14 protein-coding genes are annotated in these 16,176 nt (G+C 62.1%); 4 read left to right on the forward strand and 10 right to left on the reverse strand.

Annotated elements, in window-relative coordinates; genetic code table 11:
• Window positions 1-297: 297 nt before the first annotated feature.
• Both AAY24_RS16365 and AAY24_RS16370 read left to right on the forward strand, forming a co-directional pair.
• Window positions 298-657 (forward strand): CidA/LrgA family protein, encoded by a 360-nt coding sequence (locus AAY24_RS16365; RefSeq protein WP_199930415.1) that lies wholly within the window; start codon window positions 298-300, stop codon window positions 655-657.
• Window positions 657-1,379, forward strand: coding sequence for an LrgB family protein (locus AAY24_RS16370; protein WP_046860584.1), 723 nt, complete (start codon window positions 657-659; stop codon window positions 1,377-1,379). The genes AAY24_RS16365 and AAY24_RS16370 overlap by 1 nt, the downstream gene beginning before the upstream one ends.
• 39 nt (window positions 1,380-1,418) lie before the next feature.
• On the opposite strand, the gene AAY24_RS16375 is transcribed toward AAY24_RS16370, so the two are convergent.
• The 4 genes from AAY24_RS16375 to AAY24_RS16390 are packed head-to-tail and all read right to left on the reverse strand — an operon-like array spanning window position 1,419 to window position 6,439.
• On the reverse strand, window positions 1,419-2,531 hold the full coding sequence (locus tag AAY24_RS16375) for an ABC transporter permease (RefSeq protein ID WP_046860585.1): 1,113 nt from the start codon (window positions 2,529-2,531) through the stop codon (window positions 1,419-1,421).
• A gap of 2 nt (window positions 2,532-2,533) precedes the next feature.
• A complete protein-coding gene (locus AAY24_RS16380) occupies window positions 2,534-3,658 on the reverse strand; it encodes an ABC transporter permease (RefSeq protein WP_046860586.1) in 1,125 nt (374 codons plus the stop codon).
• Complete coding sequence (locus AAY24_RS16385) at window positions 3,655-5,406, reverse strand: ATP-binding cassette domain-containing protein (protein ID WP_082117197.1); 1,752 nt, start codon at window positions 5,404-5,406, stop codon at window positions 3,655-3,657. Before AAY24_RS16385 ends, AAY24_RS16380 begins: the two co-directional genes overlap by 4 nt.
• A 1-nt stretch (window position 5,407) precedes the next feature.
• Window positions 5,408-6,439 (reverse strand): HlyD family secretion protein, encoded by a 1,032-nt coding sequence (locus tag AAY24_RS16390; RefSeq protein WP_052761285.1) that lies wholly within the window; start codon window positions 6,437-6,439, stop codon window positions 5,408-5,410.
• A 373-nt stretch (window positions 6,440-6,812) separates the two neighbouring features.
• Between AAY24_RS16390 and AAY24_RS16395 the strand changes: the two genes are divergently transcribed.
• Window positions 6,813-8,483 carry an FMN-binding glutamate synthase family protein gene (locus tag AAY24_RS16395; RefSeq protein ID WP_046861401.1) on the forward strand — a complete coding sequence of 557 codons (1,671 nt, stop codon included), beginning with the start codon at window positions 6,813-6,815 and terminating at the stop codon, window positions 8,481-8,483.
• 17 nt (window positions 8,484-8,500) lie between these two features.
• Here AAY24_RS16395 and AAY24_RS16400 read toward each other — a convergent pair whose 3' ends face one another.
• The 3 genes from AAY24_RS16400 to AAY24_RS16410 form a co-directional block, all read right to left on the reverse strand.
• Complete coding sequence (locus tag AAY24_RS16400) at window positions 8,501-9,355, reverse strand: metallophosphoesterase family protein (RefSeq protein WP_046860588.1); 855 nt, start codon at window positions 9,353-9,355, stop codon at window positions 8,501-8,503.
• A 2-nt stretch (window positions 9,356-9,357) separates the two neighbouring features.
• Window positions 9,358-10,743 carry an SLC5/6 family protein gene (locus AAY24_RS16405; RefSeq protein ID WP_046860589.1) on the reverse strand — a complete coding sequence of 462 codons (1,386 nt, stop codon included), beginning with the start codon at window positions 10,741-10,743 and terminating at the stop codon, window positions 9,358-9,360.
• A gap of 78 nt (window positions 10,744-10,821) precedes the next feature.
• Complete coding sequence (locus AAY24_RS16410) at window positions 10,822-11,280, reverse strand: hypothetical protein (RefSeq protein ID WP_046860590.1); 459 nt, start codon at window positions 11,278-11,280, stop codon at window positions 10,822-10,824.
• 214 nt (window positions 11,281-11,494) lie between these two features.
• Here AAY24_RS16410 and AAY24_RS18655 point away from each other — a divergent pair, with 214 nt between their 5' ends.
• Window positions 11,495-12,649, forward strand: coding sequence for an extracellular catalytic domain type 1 short-chain-length polyhydroxyalkanoate depolymerase (locus tag AAY24_RS18655; protein WP_052761286.1), 1,155 nt, complete (start codon window positions 11,495-11,497; stop codon window positions 12,647-12,649).
• A 42-nt stretch (window positions 12,650-12,691) separates the two neighbouring features.
• Here AAY24_RS18655 and ggt read toward each other — a convergent pair whose 3' ends face one another.
• From ggt to AAY24_RS16430, 3 genes are all read right to left on the reverse strand, one after another.
• The gene (ggt, locus tag AAY24_RS16420; RefSeq protein WP_052761287.1) at window positions 12,692-14,569 is read right to left on the reverse strand and encodes a gamma-glutamyltransferase; all 1,878 of its coding nucleotides are present in this window, start codon (window positions 14,567-14,569) and stop codon (window positions 12,692-12,694) included.
• A gap of 380 nt (window positions 14,570-14,949) precedes the next feature.
• Window positions 14,950-15,342: a TusE/DsrC/DsvC family sulfur relay protein gene (locus AAY24_RS16425; protein WP_234422194.1), complete on the reverse strand. Its 393-nt coding sequence runs from the start codon at window positions 15,340-15,342 to the stop codon at window positions 14,950-14,952.
• 8 nt (window positions 15,343-15,350) lie between these two features.
• A complete protein-coding gene (locus AAY24_RS16430; RefSeq protein ID WP_082117198.1) occupies window positions 15,351-16,136 on the reverse strand; it encodes an HPP family protein in 786 nt (261 codons plus the stop codon).
• Between the last annotated feature and the right edge of the window lie 40 nt (window positions 16,137-16,176).

Consider the following 16,176-nt stretch of genomic DNA (forward strand, 5'->3'; position numbering starts at 1 on the left):
CGCCCATTATTTACAAGGGTGGCTGGAAATATATGATCAAGGTCAAACTGCCCGTTTCTCCGCCGGCGCGTTGCAGGCGCCGCGAGTCGACCCCGTGACCGGAGTTGTGCGGGTCGGTGTGGCTGTTGATCATGGCGCCGACCATAACAGCAGGGTAGTTCGACTGTCTTTAAGTGGTTTGACACGACGCTCCGCTACAGACATGGGAGCGGAGTTGATCTAATGTACCGGGTTGATAAATGATCAGGATGGCAGTGTCGGCAGGGTGCTCGACGAGCCGGTTTTGGGGTGGTTGATTTGAATTTTATTAACGGTATGGCCGTGCTGCTGTTCTATCAGTTGCTCGGTACGGTTGTCGGTATGCTCCTGGGTCTGAGCATACCCGGCCCGGTGCTGGGTATGATCTTTCTGTTTCTCTCCCTGTTGCTGATGGGGCGTGTACCGGAGTTCCTCCGTTTTACCTCGAGTAATCTGCTGGCCCATCTGTCGTTGCTGTTTATTCCCGCCGGGGTGGGGGTCATTACCCACCTGCAGCGCATCGGCAGTGAATGGGTGGCGATTGTGACCACCCTGTTTGTGAGCACCGTGGTCAGCATGGCTGTCACCGCGTTGGTGATGCAGAAGGTTATACAGCTGCTGCAGAAAGGAGACGGGTGATGGATGCCGATCTGGCCCAGATCTGGGTATATCTCTCCACTTCGCCCCTGCTGGGACTGACGGTGACCCTGATCGCCTATCTGATCGGGATCAGGCTCTATGTACTGTCCGGTACCAATCCCCTGGCCAACCCGGTTGCCATTGCCATCCTGTTTATCATCGGCTACCTGTATCTGAGCAATACCCCGTTTGAAACCTATTTTGACGGCGCCCAGTTCGTCCACTTTCTGCTGGGGCCGGCAACCGTGGCGTTTGCCATTCCCCTGGTTCAGCAGATTGAGAAACTGAAGGCGATCTGGATACCCCTGGCCATCAGCGTGTTTATCGGCGTGGCCACCGGCGCGCTCTCATCGGTTGCTGTGGCCTGGCTCCTGGGGGCCAGCCAGGAGACCCTGCTGTCGTTGGCCCCCAAGTCCATTACCACACCGATTGCCATGGGAGTCTCCGAGCAGTTGGGCGGCCTGCCCTCATTGACCGCGGTGCTGGTGATATCCACCGGTATCGTGGGGGCGGTGATGGGTACCAAACTGTTTGAATTGCTGCATATCCGGGATGACAGCGTGAAAGGTGTCGCCATGGGACTGAACGCCCACGGTATCGGCACCGCCCGGGCGTTTCAGGTGTCGTCAGAGATGGGGGCGTTTTCCGGCCTGGGTATGGCGCTGATGGCGTTTGCCGGTCCCCTGCTGATCCCCTGGCTGCTGTCGCTGTTCGGTTTTTAAGCGGGCCTGTGCGTCGGGTAGCCGGCGTCCGCCGTGGCGTCAATACAGGCGGTGGCGGAAAAGCCAACCGGCCATCGCCAGGGTCACCAGGCCGATAATGGCCATCGGCCAGTATTGATGAACCAGCAGATCATAGCCGTTGCCCTCCAGGGTGACGCTGCGCACGATCACCAGGAAATAGCGTAGCGGATCGAGATAGGTGAGCCACTGGATCGGCTCCGGCATATTGGCAATCGGGGTGGAGAAGCCGGACAGGATCACCGCCGGCACCAGGAACAGAAAGGCCCCCAGTACCGCCTGCTGCTGGGTCACGGCGATGGCGGAGATCATCAGTCCCACACCCACGGCGGAGAGCAGGAACAGCCCGATGCCCAGGTAGAGCGCCCCCAGGCTGCCGCGCAGGGGGATTTCGAACAGCAGCACCATCAGGGCGATAATCAGGCTCGCCTCCAGCAGGCCGATCACGATGCCGGGAATGGCCTTGCCGATCAGAATATCCAGTGGCCGCAGGGGCGTCACCAGCAGCTGGTCAAAAGTGCCCGCCTCCCGTTCCCGGGCCACCGACAGGGCGGTCACCAGCAGGGTCACCACCAGGGTCAGCAGACCCACGATGCCGGGCACGATAAACCAGCGGGATTGCAGGTTCTCGTTGTACCAGGCACGGGTCTGCAGGGTGACCTGGGGACCCTGGCTGCCCTGGGATTCCAACCAGTCGCTGTTGTACTCCAGCAGTATGCTGCGCAGGTAGTTCATAGCCACCATGGCGGTGTTGGAGTTGCGGCCATCCAGTATCGCCTGCAACAGTGCGCCGTCACCCTGCAGCAGTTCGGCGCTGAAGCGCTGGCCGATGTGCAGCACCAGCAGCACCTCCCGGTTGTCGATCAATGGGGCCACTTCACTGTCCCGTTCAACATGGGCGACCACCTGAAAATGGGGCGAGCCCTCGATGCGGCTGACCAGCTCCCGTGCCGCGCCGCCGTGATCTTCGTTATAGATCGCCACCGGCACATTGTTCAGGTCATAGGTGGCGGCAAAACCGAACACCATTAGCTGAATAATGGGCGGGCCGATGATCACGAAGCGGCTGCGCTTGTCCCGCAGCAGGGCCAGAAACTCCTTGATAGCCAGGGCGATGATCACTCTGAAATACATGGCTACTCCAGGCGCTTGTGGAACTTGCGCCACACCAGGGTGAAAAACAGCAGCAGCATGATCAACAGCGCCCCCATGTTGCCCAGCACCACCGGCCAGACATCGCCGGCCAGAAACAGGGTCTGTAGGATGGCGACGAAATAGCGCGCCGGTACCAGGTGGGTGATGAACTGCACCCAGCCGGGCATGGAGTTGATGTCGAACAGGAAGCCGGACAGGATGAAGGCCGGCAGAAAGGTGATGATGATGGCCATCTGCCCCGCCACAAACTGGTTTTTGGCCACGATGGAGATGAGCAGGCCGATGGCCAGTGCCACCAGCATGAACAGGGCCGAACTCACCATCAACAGCCAGAAAGAGCCGCGCAGCGGCACATCGAACTGCCACACCGCCAGGGCGACACTGAACAGCATGCCACCCATGCCCAGCACAAAGTAGGGGATCAGCTTGCCCGCCAGTACTTCGATCCGGTGCAGCGGCGTCACCATCAACGCCTCCATGGTGCCCCGTTCCCACTCCCGTGCCACCACCATGGCGGTGAGCAGGGAGCCGATCAGGGTCATGGTGATGGCGATCAGTCCCGGCACCAGGAACCAGCGGCTGGAGAGGGCGGCGTTGAACCAGACCCGCTGTTCCAGGCTCACCGGCATGGGCAGGGCTTGGCCGCGACTCTCCGCGTAGTGGTCCAGCCAGGCCAGCCAGGTTCCCTGGATGTAACCCTGGGTGATATTGGCCTGGTTGGAGTCCACACCGTTGATAATGACCCCGATGGGGGCCTCGTCACCGGATAGCAGGCGGCTGGAAAAATCGTTGCGCAGCCAGACGATGCCGTCGATCAGGCGCTGGTTGAGTGCCTGTTCCGCCGCCTGGATGGTGTCGAAGCGCCGGGGATTGAAAAACTCGGAACGGTCGAAGGCACCCGCCAGTGACTGGCTGGCGGTATCCGGCTGCTCAATCACGATGCCGACCGGGATCAGTTTGGCATCCAGGGAGACCCCGTAACCGAACAGGAACAGCAGCACCACCGGCATCACGAAGGCGATGGAGATGCTGGACGGATCACGCAGAATCTGCAGGCTCTCCTTGCGGATCATGCCCCACAGACGCATGCCGACGCCTGCCCTCATCGGGGTGCCTCCGCCGTCTTCGCCTGGCGCTGCTCGATCAGCTGAATGAAGGCGTCCTCCATGCTCGGGTCGGGATTTTCCGGGCTCCGTGCATGGCTCTTCATCTCCAGCGGCGTGCCCTCCGCCAGCACCTCACCGTCGGCCATGATCACCAGCCGGTCGCAATAGTTCGCCTCCTCCATGAAATGGGTGGTGACCAGCACCGTGACCCCCGCTTCCGCCAGGGTGTTGGTGCGGGCCCAGAACTCCCGTCGTGCCAGGGGATCGACACCGGAGGTGGGCTCGTCCAGGAACAGAATCTCCGGTTCATGCATCAGCGCCGCGGCGAAGGAGAGACGCTGTTTATAACCCAGGGGCAGATCATCGGCATTGCTGTTCCGGTAGCCGGTCAGCTCGAAAGTGGTCAGGGCCCACTCGATGCGCGCCCGCTGCTGTCTGCCCCGCAGACCGTAGGCGCTGGAGAAAAAACGCAGGTTCTGGCTGACCGACAGGTTGGAGTAGAGGGAAAACTTCTGCGCCATGTAACCGATACGGGCGCGGGCCGATGCCGCCATCTCCTGCAGGTCGTGGCCGGCCACCGCCAGTTCGCCGCTGCTGGCGGGCAGCAGGCCGCAGAGCATGCGGAAAGTGGTGGATTTGCCGGCCCCATTGGCCCCCAGCAGGCCGAAGATCTCACCCCGGCGTACGCTGAAGCTGACATTGTTTACCGCGATGAAATCTCCGAAACGGCGCTGCAGTCGATCGACCCGGATAACCTCGTCACCCGTCGACCCGTGGATATTCAGCTCCAGGGAAAACACCTCATCCGGATTCTGGGGGCGGCTCTTGAGACGGGCCACAAAGGCATCCTCAAAGCGGGGTTTGACCGGGGTGATCTGCACGGCCGGCTGCCCCGGCAGCACGCTTTCCGGCCTCGGTGTGTGTGCTGTTTCCATCACCAGGCGCACCGCTTCCCCTTCAATCAGGGCGTCCAGCACGCCGGGTGCCCGGCTCAGCCGCTCCTGCAACTGGCGCTGAGTCAGACCCTGGGCACTGACCTGAAAGGTCCGTCCCGCCACTGCCTGGCTGAACCGGGCCGGTTCATCCTGGCCCAGCAGTTTGCCCTGGTGCAGCAGGATCACCTCATCGCAGCGCTCCGCTTCGTCCAGGTAGGCGGTGCTGAGCAACACACTCATACCCACTTCCTGCACCTGGCGGTAGACGATCTGCCACAATTCGCGCCGTGAAACCGGATCCACCCCCACCGTGGGTTCATCCAGCAACAGCAGGCGGGGTGAGCTCAGCAGGGTACAGGCGAGCCCCAGTTTCTGTTTCATGCCACCGGACAGGTGCCCCGCCAGCCGCCGGGTGAACGGGCCCAGGCCGGTCATGCGCATCAGTTCCGCGTAACGGGCTGGCCGGCTGGCTTTCGGCATGCCCTGCAGGTCGGCGTAGAGATCGAGATTCTCCTGTACGCTCAAATCTTCATAGAGACCGAAGCGCTGGGGCATATAGCCGACGCTGGATTGTACCGCCAGGGGATCGGCGATGGCGTCAATGCCGAGCGCCCGGATCGATCCGGCATCCGGCAGCAGCAGACCGGCGGCCAGCCGCATGGTAGTGGTTTTGCCCGCCCCGTCCGGACCGATCAGGCCGGTGACCCGGCCCGGCTGGATCGTGAAACTGATTTCATCCAGGGCATCCACCGGTCCGGCCGTGGACTGAAAGCGTTTGCAGATGGAGTTGAAGCTGAGCGCCGGGGCGGCCACGCTACTCTCCGCACTGGTTGACGGTGGTATCGGACGGTTTCTGACCAAGCGGTATGGTGACGCTCACCGGCATCCCCAGGCGCAGCTCACCCTGGGGGTTGCAGACATGGATTTTCACCGAGTAGACCAACCGGGTACGCAGCTCCGGGGTCTGTACACTCTTCGGTGTGAACTCGGCGCTGGGGGAGATGTAACCGATCCAGCCGCTGTAGCTTTTATCTGGATAACTGTCGGTGTGGATGGTTGCCTTGACCCCCAGGGGCACCTTGCCCAGCGCCGGTTCCGGCAGGTAGGCCCGTACCCAGACCGGATCGATATAGGCCAGGGTCAGTACCGGGGTCTGGGGGCTGGCCATGTCGCCGGGCTCCAGGATACGGTTGCGTATGATGCCGTCGCTGGGCGCGTAGAGGTTGGCGTTGTTCAGACGCTGCCTGACCAGGGCCAGTCCGGCCTGGCGTGCGGCCAGTTCAGCCCGGGCGACGGCGATCTCCTCCTTGCGCGGACCCGCCTTCAGCAAGGCCAGGGTTTCCCGGGCCACCTCAACCTGGGCCGCGGCCGCTTCAGCCAGGGACTGGGCGTTCTCCACATCCTCGGGGGAGACCAGCTCCTTGTCCAGCAGGCGTGCGATGCGCTGGTAACTGCTTCTGGTGGACTTGGCCCTGGCCAGGGCGGCGTTCAGTTCCGCCTGTCCCTTGCGGATCTCTTCCGGTCGGCTGCCCGCTTCCAGCTTGGCCACCACCTGCTCCTGCGCGGTCAGGGTCGCCTCGGCTTCGGCCAGCTGGGCTTCCAGCAGTTCGGTTTGCAGACGTCCCAGCAGTTGTCCCCGGGTCACCCGGTCCCCCTCCTGGACCAGGATCTCGGCGATATGGTCACTGCCGTTGAAGGCCAGTTGCGCTTCCCGGATATCCACGTTGCCGTACAGCTGCAGTGTCGTACTGTCGATCTCCTGTTGGTCGCTTTGCCACCAGAATCCGGCCACGCCGGCCGACAGCAGCATGAGCAGCAACGGGATAACGACTTTTTTCTTCTGCATGTCCAACTACCCTGTGTTGATGGTATCGGCCTTGGCCTGGCAGGTTTTCTCTGTCACCAACATACGAGGACCGAAAGATTATCCTACACGAACAAAGGTTAACGGAACATCAACGGCGGGGTCCGGGCTGCCATGCATCAGACCCAACTCTTTCCGCCGCGGACCGGATGAACACCCCGTGGCACGGGTCTGGGGATGCTCCACGTCGTACCCCACCTGTTAACGGTGACGACTTCAGGCCTGGCGGCTGGTACATTAACCCGCTGCCAGGCTTTCTGATAACCGTTGGGGGCGGCTCTTCCCGATTGGTGGTTGGGCCGAACTGAAACGGAATCAGCGTGGCAGGATACAGTGCATCACCATGGGGGAATACATGCGTCGCAATTTTATTCTGTTTGCCAGCGGTTCGTTAATTGCCATTGCACTGCTTCATCTGGTCTGGCGGCCGGCCGTCTGGTTGCTGTTGCCACTGCTGCCGCTGATTCTGCTGGGACTGTATGACATGTTCCAGCAACAGCACGCGCTCAAGCGCAACTTCCCGCTGTTCGGTCGGGGGCGCTGGATCATGGAGTGGTTCCGTCCGTTTATCCGTCAGTATCTGCTGGAATCGGACACCGACGGTGCCCCGATCAACCGCATGTTCCGCAGCATTGTCTACCAGCGCGCCAAGGGCGCCCGGGAGACGGTGCCGTTCGGTACCCAGCTGGATACTTACCGGAATGGCTATGAGTGGATCGGCCATTCGCTCTCCGCCCTGGATGTGGCCGAGCTGGATATCGATATGCGGGTGCTGGTGGGCGGACCGGCCTGTCGTCAACCCTATAGCGCCAGTGTGTTCAATATATCGGCCATGAGTTTTGGCGCGCTCAGCTGCAACGCCATCCTGGCCCTCAATGGTGGCGCCAAAGCGGGCGGCTTTTATCACAATACCGGTGAAGGCGGCATCAGCCGCTACCACCTGGAACCGGGCGGCGACCTGGTCTGGCAAGTCGGCACCGGCTATTTCGGCTGTCGGGATGAGGCCGGTCACTTCTCCCCCGAGGCGTTTCGGGAGAAGGCGCGCCTGCCCGCTGTGAAGATGATTGAGATTAAACTCTCCCAGGGGGCCAAGCCGGGCCATGGCGGTATACTGCCGGCGGATAAGAACTCGCCGGAGATCGCGGCCATCCGGGGGGTGGTGCCCGGCACGCCGGTCATATCTCCGTCCGCCCACTCCGCTTTCTCCACACCCCTGGGGCTGCTCGATTTCGTCCAGCAGTTGCGCGACCTGTCCGATGGCAAGCCGGTGGGTATCAAGCTGGCGATTGGTCGCCGGAGCGAGTTCATTGCTATTTGCAAGGCGATGGTAAGCAGCGGCATCACGCCCGATTTCATCACCGTGGATGGAGGTGAGGGGGGTACCGGTGCGGCGCCCCTGGAGTACGCCAATTCGGTCGGTACCCCCCTGCGGGAGGCGTTGGCGTTTGTGGATGACTGCCTGACCGGTTTCGGTGTCCGGCAGGATATCCGCATCATCGCCTCGGGAAAGATGATTTCCGCTTTCCACCTGGTGAAGAACCTGGCCCTGGGGGCGGATATCTGTAACAGCGCCCGGGGCATGATGCTGGCGCTGGGTTGTATCCAATCCCTCACCTGTAACAGCAACGCCTGTCCGACCGGTGTGGCCACCCAGGACCCCCGTCTCTACCGCGGCCTGGTGGTGGGGGACAAGGTGCGGCGGGTGGCCAAGTTCCATGAAAAGACCCTGCATGCGACGGCGGAAATTATCTCGTCAGCGGGGCTGTGCCATACCCGGGAGTTGACCCGTACCCATATCTATCGCCGCATTAACCAGGAGAGTGTGCGGCGCTATGATCAGGTGTTTCCCTACGTGGAACCGGGCAGCCTGTTGAGCAGTGAGCCACCCGAGCGGTTCCGGCTCGACCTGGAAGAGGCGTCACCGGAGAGTTTCATGCCGGACAAATGTCTGACCCGGATCAACCGCCACGCCAGTGAAGTAACCGCTGGTGATACAGGTAGTGAGTCGGCACTGGAGAGGGTGTAACGGATCAGTTGGCCGGCCTAAGCCAGCCAGAGTTTGGCTGGGTTTAATGGTATCCCCTGCTGACGCTGCTCCGGCGGCGGCAGTATATCGAGACTTGGCCAGCGTCCGTTGATCAGCGCCTGGCTGTAACCGGTGTCCAGCCCCGCCTCCCCCATGCGTCGGCTGGCTCTTCGATGGTCGTAACTCAGGCGATGCCAGCTGGCGCGGACCTGCTCCCCTTCGGTTTCCAGCAACAGGTACCAGCCGTCCGGTGTGCCGTCGTTTGCCGGCAGGCCGATCACGCCGGTGTTGAGCCAGAAGCGTCGGTCGATCTGCTCCCCGAACGGAATGCCGCAATGACCACCAATCACCACTTCGGTCTCGGCCAGATCCAGCTCGGCCCGTTTCTGCTCACGGGGCGTGGAGGGGAAAACAAACCGGTTGATCCGGCTCGGGGCGCCATGCACCACCAGAAATGTCAGCTGGCCCAGACTGAACCGGAGTGCGCCAGGGAGCTGTTTCATCCACTCCCGCTCGGATCGACCAATGCGGCGGTTGGTGTAATCAAACCATTTTGACGCGTTCAGCGCACAGACCGAGCCCTGTTCGAAGCCGCAGCCGCAATCGTCGGAGTCACTGGCCAGGGACGCCTCGCAGTTACCCATCACCAGCTGGATGTCCCACTCCCGGATCAGCGCCACGGTCTCCACCGGTGAAGCGCAGTAGGCGGTCAGGTCACCGTTGCAGATAACCCGCCGGGGTGGTATGCCTCTCGCTTCGGCGGTGCGGCGCATGGCCCGGGTCGCCTCCAGGTTGCCGTAGGGGCCGCCAAACAGCAGCAGGGGACCCTGCAGCGTACCCAGATCCCGTTGGTTGCCGGTCAGGGAAGCCATAATCAGACAGTTGAGGCGAGCGGCGTGCGGCGCCGGCTGGAGAGGGCGTCACCAACCCAGAACAGCAGGCAGCCGATGGCCAGCACAGTGATGGAGATATAGAGCAGCTTGGTGTACTTGTGCAGTTCACCCAACCACTGGCTATGGCCGGCCGATTCGGTGAAATAGAGTGCCGCGCCAGCCACCGCCAACAGGAAGGCGCCCAGGTAACTCCACAGCGGAATCTGCTCCCGGCCACCCCACAGGGAGAAGAACACCACCGGCGCCAGGTAGAGGGACGCGGTGCCGCTGACCGCCACGGCGCTGAACAGATCCTGGTTACCGGTGAACAGCAGCACCAGACCCAGCAGCATGAACAGGGCCATGATCATCCGGCCATTGTGCAGGCTGGCCGGGAGCATGCCCATGTTCACCACCACCAGCCTGGAGGCGCTGGCCAGGGTGCTGTCCAGGGTCGACATGGCGGAGATCACCAGGGCTGCGCTGAACAGCAGCATGGGCAGCTCCCCCAGCAGGCGGGACAGCACCTGGTGCATGTTTTCGCCGCTGCTTCCGTGGGCGCCCGCCATCACCCCCAGGCCACCAAACAGCAGGATGCAGAGCATGCTGATCCAGGCGGCGTGGAGAAAGCTGCGCCGGGTGGTATCCCGATCGGCCAGGAAGCCCCGGTCCATCATCACCGGGTCGTGCATCGGATAACTCCAGATCTGCAGCAGTGCCACGATCAGCAGGATGGGGCCGGGGCTGGTGATGTCGAACGGTTTGAAATTCAACGCCGCCAGGGTGAGGTGGCCGCTGCCGATGGCGGACAGCACCAGAACCAGCAGTACCGCGATAAACAGCAGCATCTGCAACAGGTCGGTGCGCAGGGAGGCGTGCAGACCGCCGATCATGGAGTAGGTCAGGGTGACCAGTGCCAGGCCGATCACCGCCAGGGTGTAAGCCTGGGAGCCGGCCACACCAAACAGGATGCCGATCACCAGCAGATTGGCAAATACTTCGCTGATCAGGCGCAGGCCCACCACGAAGTTGTAGCACGTCGAGCCCACCTGCCCGAAACGATCCAGGAGAAACGCCTGCACGCTGTCATAACCCCGGTTGAACCGCAGGTGGTCGATTATCTTGCCGCCGGTGAGAAAGGAGAGGTAGTAGGCGGCATAGGCCAGGGTACCCCAGATGCCATAGTAGTAACCGAGGATGGCGGCATTCATCAGGGAGCGGGCGAATATCCAGGTGGTCACCTGGGAGAGGGTCAGGGTGATCAGGCCCGGTGGCCGACCGGTGGCGGAGACGCCTTTGAAAAAGCTGTTGCTGTCCTTGGCGCTGGAGGAGAGCAAAACGGAAAAAAGGGCCACAGTGGCCACGATAAGCGGGAGTGTAAAGTCCATGCTGATGCCTGTTCGCCGGTTGCTGTTAGTTAATGAGACGAATGGGTGCTGCCACAAACTCAGAGTGTAGGCCACCGATCAACCGTCGGTGACGACCAGTCGGTAATCAAGGGTCGGATTGAGCGGGCAGGAGTAAACATACTCACCGGGTTTCAGGGTGATGGGGTAATCCTGGGTGACGCCGGTGGTGAGCCCGGCACCGGAAATGCTGGGCAGTCTGGCGCGCTCGATCAGGCCGGCACCGCGCAACCAGAAACCCAGTTCATAGGGCACATTCTTGTTACTGACCCGGAACAGGTAGTGGCCGGCCTTGAGGGTCAGGGTTTTCGCTGTCGCCAGGCGCTGTTCGCCGGTCTGCTGGTTAATGGCCTGGCAATCGCTGATACTGTGGGAGGTGAAACCGTGATCGATACCCTGTTCACTCTGCAGGATCTGGCACGGTACCTGGGTCAGTTCGATCACCCGGGGTTCGGCGCCCGCCGGGGCGGTGGTAGCCAGTGCCAGTATGGCCCAACCGGTTGTCAGTAATTGACGCATCACGATCTCCTGATCATTTGAAAGTAACCTGCTTAAATAGACCGGCCGGGGCGGGAGAATATTTCTGCGGGAAGCCGGATCCGGACGATACTGCTATATATGGGAATATCATTTCCAACACCTGTCCCGGTTATGTGTTACAGTCAGCGATATATGTTGCGTTGCAGCAATTGCGCTACTTTAAGCTATCCAACCAACTTATCGAGAATCCGCCATGCCCCCCCTGAATGAACGTCTGAACAGATTGCGCCAGCGCCTGGGTGATGCCCGCCGCTCGGTGGCCGACTCCTACAAGGATGGGTTCAGGAAGGTTGGGCAATTCATGTCCCGCTGGGGTGTGCCCTGTCCCGGCTGTGTGGTGATGCGGCGCTGGTTTGGCGGGGCACGGGAGGATAGGGCCCACCCGGCTGCAAAGCGTCCACCGCTCACTACTGAGCGCGATCTGGTCCGCCACTTTACCCCCCGGGATTACCCCCGTTCACGCCAGCGCCGGTATGCCCTGCATCTGCCGCCCCAGTATGACGGCCAGCGGCAGCTGCCCCTGGTGATGGTGCTGCACGGCTGCCGGCAGGATGAACAGGATATCCGTCAGATCAGCGGCTTTGATGCCATTGCCGATCAGGAGGGGTTTGCGGTGGTCTACCCCTTTGTCACCAGTTACGGCGGACTGCGCAATCGTAACTGCTGGGGCTGGTGGCATCGGCATGAGATCGAGGCCGGCGCCGGTGAAGTGGAGGACCTGTGGCAGATCATGGAAGAGGTCGCCAATGAGTTTCATTTTGACCAGCGACGTCTCTACGTGGCCGGGCTCTCGTCCGGTGCCGGGATGGCGGTGGCCATGCTGGTGGCCCATGCCGACCGCATTGCCGCCGGTGCCGCGGTGGCCGGCCTGCCCTACGGCGAGAGCGCCCGGGCAGTAAACCTGTGGGGGTTTACGGGGCGTTTCAAACCGGTGGATGAGGTGGTCCGCGCCATGCGCAGGGCGCTGCCGGAGGCTGCCCGCCCTGTACCCCTGATGATTGTCCACTCGGACGCGGACGAGACGGTGGATATCCGCGCAGCGGACAATCTGCGGGATAGCTGGGGCCGCTGTTTCGGGATCGATACCGCACAGCCCCAGGCCCGGACCAGCGGTGTGACCCACGATACCCCCTGGATCAGCAGCCGCTACGGCGACCCGGTGCGTAACGGTGTAGTGGAGACCCTGATTCTGGAAGGTCGGGGCCATGGCTGGTATGGCGGTGAGCCCGGCCCCTTCAGCTATCCGGAGGCACCGGATGTATCGCGCTGGATCTGGGACTTCTTCTATCGGCAACCCCCGCTGACGCTAGAGCATGCTCCAGCGTCAGCAGAGGCCGCCACCGCCTGAAGTGGCGGTCCCATCTGGCGGATTTATCCACCCGGTCAGCGGTCAGTTGCCGGTTTTCCGCTCATCTTTTCCGAGGCTGATAACACTGCCGACCCGGCGCCGGTCCGCCGCGCCATACTGTGTACCGTCTGCCGGGTCCATAACCACCGCCTGCACCGAACCGATGTCGACCGGTTCACGCAGGGTATGTCCCAGCTTTTCCAGCGCCTGCATCACCTGCTCGGAGAAACCGATCTCCCGGCCCACACTGCCATTGGCGCTGGTCTGGACGATACGGGGCGCATCCACGGCCTGCTGGATATCCATGCCGTGGTCGATCAGGTTGATGCTGATATTGACCACCGAATCGATAATGGTGGAACCGCCGGGTGACCCGTAGGCGGCCAGCGGTTGCCCGTCCCTGAACAGCAGGCTGGGGGACATGCTGGAGCGGGGGCGTTTGTTGGGCGCCACATCGTTGGCCCCCGGGTTGTAGTGGTTCGGATCCGGATTGAACCCCGGTACGAAATTGAAATCGGTCAGCTCGTTGTTGAGCAGAAAACCGTAACCCGGCACCATCAGACCGGTTCCCCAGGCCGACTCCACCGTGGTGGTGTAGGAGACCATGTTGCCGTGCCGGTCGACAATGCTGAAGTGGGTGGTATTGACGCCCTTCTCCAGGGTGGGTGTCAGGGCCGCCAGTTTCTGTTTCTCTCCCCTCTGCTGCGCCTCGAAAGGACGGGGATCGTCCGGTACTACCCGGGGCTGGCGCCGGTCCGGATCGATCAGGGCGCTGCGCCGGGCGATGTAGTCATCATCCAGCAGGCCCTTGACCGGAACCTGGACAAAGTCCGCGTCGCCCATCCACAGGGCGCGATCGGCAAAGGCGAGTCGCATCGCCTCGATCATCACATTGAGGGTGCGGGTGGAACCGAAGCCGAACCCCGCCTCGCTGTCACCGATGGGGAAACGTTCCAACAGCTTAAGTATCTGTAACAGGGTGAGGGCGCCGGAAGAGGGCGGCCCCATAGAGGTGATGGTGTAGCCGCGATACTCCCCCGACAGCGGTTCCCGGATCACCGCCTGGTAGTTGGCCAGATCCTCCAGGGTCATGAGTCCTCTGCCTTCCGGCCGTTGTGCACGGCTGGTCTGCTGGGTCGCCACGATGGCCCGGGCGATCTCACCGGTATAGAAGACCTCGCTGCCCCGATCGGCGATCAGTTGCAGGGTGCGGGCCAGGTCCGGCTGCACCAGCAGTTGTCCCCGCTGCAAAGGGGCGTCACCGGGGCGGAACACCTTGCGTGCCTCATCGTAGGCGGGATTGCCGGGTTCGTTCTGCAGACGACTGCTGGTGCTGCTCTCCGCCAGTTGCCGCCCCACCCGGAAACCGTCCCGGGCCAGTGCAATGGCCGGCTGGAGCGTCTCCGCCAGGCTCATGGTGCCCCACTTCTGCAACGCCAGCTCGACCCCCTTCAGTGTCCCCGGCACCCCCACCGACAGGCCGCTGGTGGATGCCACGCTGAAGCCGCCGTTGTCGATGAAGGGTACGAACATATCCGCCGTTGCGGCAGCCGGTGCCGTCTCCCGGGAGTCGATAGCAACGCTCTTCTTCTCATCGGCCAGGTAGATCAGCATGAAGCCGCCACCGCCGATGCCGGAGGATTCCGGTTCGACCACGTTCAGGGCAAACTGCACGGCGGCTGCCGCATCGATGGCGTTGCCACCCCGGCGCAGGATCTCGGCACCGATCCGGGCCGCATTCGGTTCACTGGTGGCCACCACGCCGCCCTGTACGCCGGGTACGCCCGGGGATTGGGTCGCACCGCCCCAGCCCGGCGTGGTGCCGACGGTCAGTAGCAGGCAGGCGCAAAACAGCAGGGGCTTGCGCCAACCGACATGTCTGGTGGTCATCCGGGGACGCAGGGAGTGGTAGATGTCCATGATTGTTCGCTTCAGCTGGGCTGCCTCTTTTACCGGGGAATCGGGGTGCGCGTTATCAGCACGGCCTATTACAGTAACCGGTGCAGCGTCATCCGGTCGACTCTGGCTGCATTGATTGATGCCGCGGGGCGGGACCGGCACGCTTTGTCACCGGCCTCCCGTCAACGTCTGAAGGGTAACAGTAGACGGTCAGGGAAGGGATTACTACGGGGTTTTTTCAGGGTTTTCAGGCTGCCAGATGGAGTCGTGTTGTCGGGACCGCTGGATGTGCCACCGGTCACCATCGGCCGGTGTGGTGATCACACACTGCCCGTCGTCGATCTGTATCCACTGGCAGGGACGGCCGGGCCGGTCCATGGCCGGGGGTCAGGCCGGCCCGGTCAGTGTTCGCCCTTGGTCTTGCGAATACCGGCCAACCGGTTGCCCTGTTTCTGGGGTCCACCCATGGGGAAGATGTCATGCAGGTAGCGGGTGTTGGCCCGCTCCTTGCCCCACACCTTGCGGAAGTGTTTGATCATGTCCCGTACCTGGGCCTGTACCCGGTGCTGCTGATAGTAGTCCCGGATATAGTTGATCACCTCCCAGTGCTCCTCGGTCAGGGTCAGGTTCTCTTTCGCCGCCAGGGCCACGGCAAAGGCCTCCGACCACTGGTCCATATCCTGTATATAACCCTCCTGGTCGGTGGCCACCAGGCCCGCACCGGTATCCACGTACTCGATACGGATGGCAAAGGGGTTGGTCTGCATGGCTTGCTTGCTGGTTGTCATATTCATGTTAAACCTCACGCTGTACTTTTTACGGGCAGCAACTGCCCCTGGGGCTCTGTTATCCGGTGGTGGCCCAGTGCCAGGCCATAAATCTGCAGCAGATCCTCTTCGCTGACGTCGATAAAGGAGTCGATCTCGGTCAGTGCATAGACCAGGTCGCTGTGGGCGATCATGCATTTCTCGGCAGCCACCGGGGGTTGCCAGGCCAGGGGGTAGCGACGCCACACAAAGGGGTAGTTAAAGATCAGGGCGACGCTGACCAGTATCAGCGCATTGGCCAGCACCGGGGTCGCCACGTAGCCATAACCCATCTCCTGCACAGCGCTACCCCCAAGCACCGCCACCAGGGCGGTGGCTCCGCCGGGGGGATGGAGGCAGTTGAAGTAGTGCATGGCGGCAATCGACACCGCCACGGCGATGGCGGATGCCAGAATCGGAGTTTCAATCCAGCGGGCGGCGGTCACCCCGACCAGAGCTGAAATCAGGTGCCCGCCAAATACTGCCCAGGGCTGGGACAGGGCTCCGTGGGGTACGGCAAACAGCAACACCGCACTGGCGCTCATGGAAGCGACCACCAGTGTGGTGCCGTGCATGTCCAAAACCTGCTCGCTGATCTTCAGAATCATGAAGACACTGATCAGGCCTCCCAGGGCCGAGATCCACTTTTCCGTATGACTGGTCGGGTGGGGGTGATGGTCAGACAGGTAACTCAGTAACCGGAAGGGACGGGGCGGCCGGACGCGCTTTGATGTGATTGTGCTGACGCGGGCCGGAAATAGGGATGACCAGTGCTTCTTCATACTGCTTCCATCTGGTTATGATTTTGAATCAGTATAAGAA

Source organism: Sedimenticola thiotaurini (assembly GCF_001007875.1).
Taxonomy (GTDB): domain Bacteria; phylum Pseudomonadota; class Gammaproteobacteria; order Chromatiales; family Chromatiaceae; genus Sedimenticola; species Sedimenticola thiotaurini.

Coding starts and splice junctions, on each gene's coding strand:
- AAY24_RS16395 (WP_046861401.1), top strand. CDS start 6,813: ATGCGTCGCAATTTTATTCTGTTTGCCAGCGGTTCGTTAATTGCCATT.
- AAY24_RS16410 (WP_046860590.1), bottom strand. CDS start 11,280: ATGCGTCAATTACTGACAACCGGTTGGGCCATACTGGCACTGGCTACC.
- AAY24_RS16400 (WP_046860588.1), bottom strand. CDS start 9,355: ATGGCTTCCCTGACCGGCAACCAACGGGATCTGGGTACGCTGCAGGGT.
- AAY24_RS16380 (WP_046860586.1), bottom strand. CDS start 3,658: ATGAGGGCAGGCGTCGGCATGCGTCTGTGGGGCATGATCCGCAAGGAG.
- AAY24_RS16390 (WP_052761285.1), bottom strand. CDS start 6,439: ATGCAGAAGAAAAAAGTCGTTATCCCGTTGCTGCTCATGCTGCTGTCG.
- AAY24_RS18655 (WP_052761286.1), top strand. CDS start 11,495: ATGCCCCCCCTGAATGAACGTCTGAACAGATTGCGCCAGCGCCTGGGT.
- AAY24_RS16375 (WP_046860585.1), bottom strand. CDS start 2,531: ATGTATTTCAGAGTGATCATCGCCCTGGCTATCAAGGAGTTTCTGGCC.
- AAY24_RS16370 (WP_046860584.1), top strand. CDS start 657: ATGGATGCCGATCTGGCCCAGATCTGGGTATATCTCTCCACTTCGCCC.
- AAY24_RS16430 (WP_082117198.1), bottom strand. CDS start 16,136: ATGAAGAAGCACTGGTCATCCCTATTTCCGGCCCGCGTCAGCACAATC.
- AAY24_RS16405 (WP_046860589.1), bottom strand. CDS start 10,743: ATGGACTTTACACTCCCGCTTATCGTGGCCACTGTGGCCCTTTTTTCC.
- ggt (WP_052761287.1), bottom strand. CDS start 14,569: ATGGACATCTACCACTCCCTGCGTCCCCGGATGACCACCAGACATGTC.
- AAY24_RS16425 (WP_234422194.1), bottom strand. CDS start 15,342: ATGAATATGACAACCAGCAAGCAAGCCATGCAGACCAACCCCTTTGCC.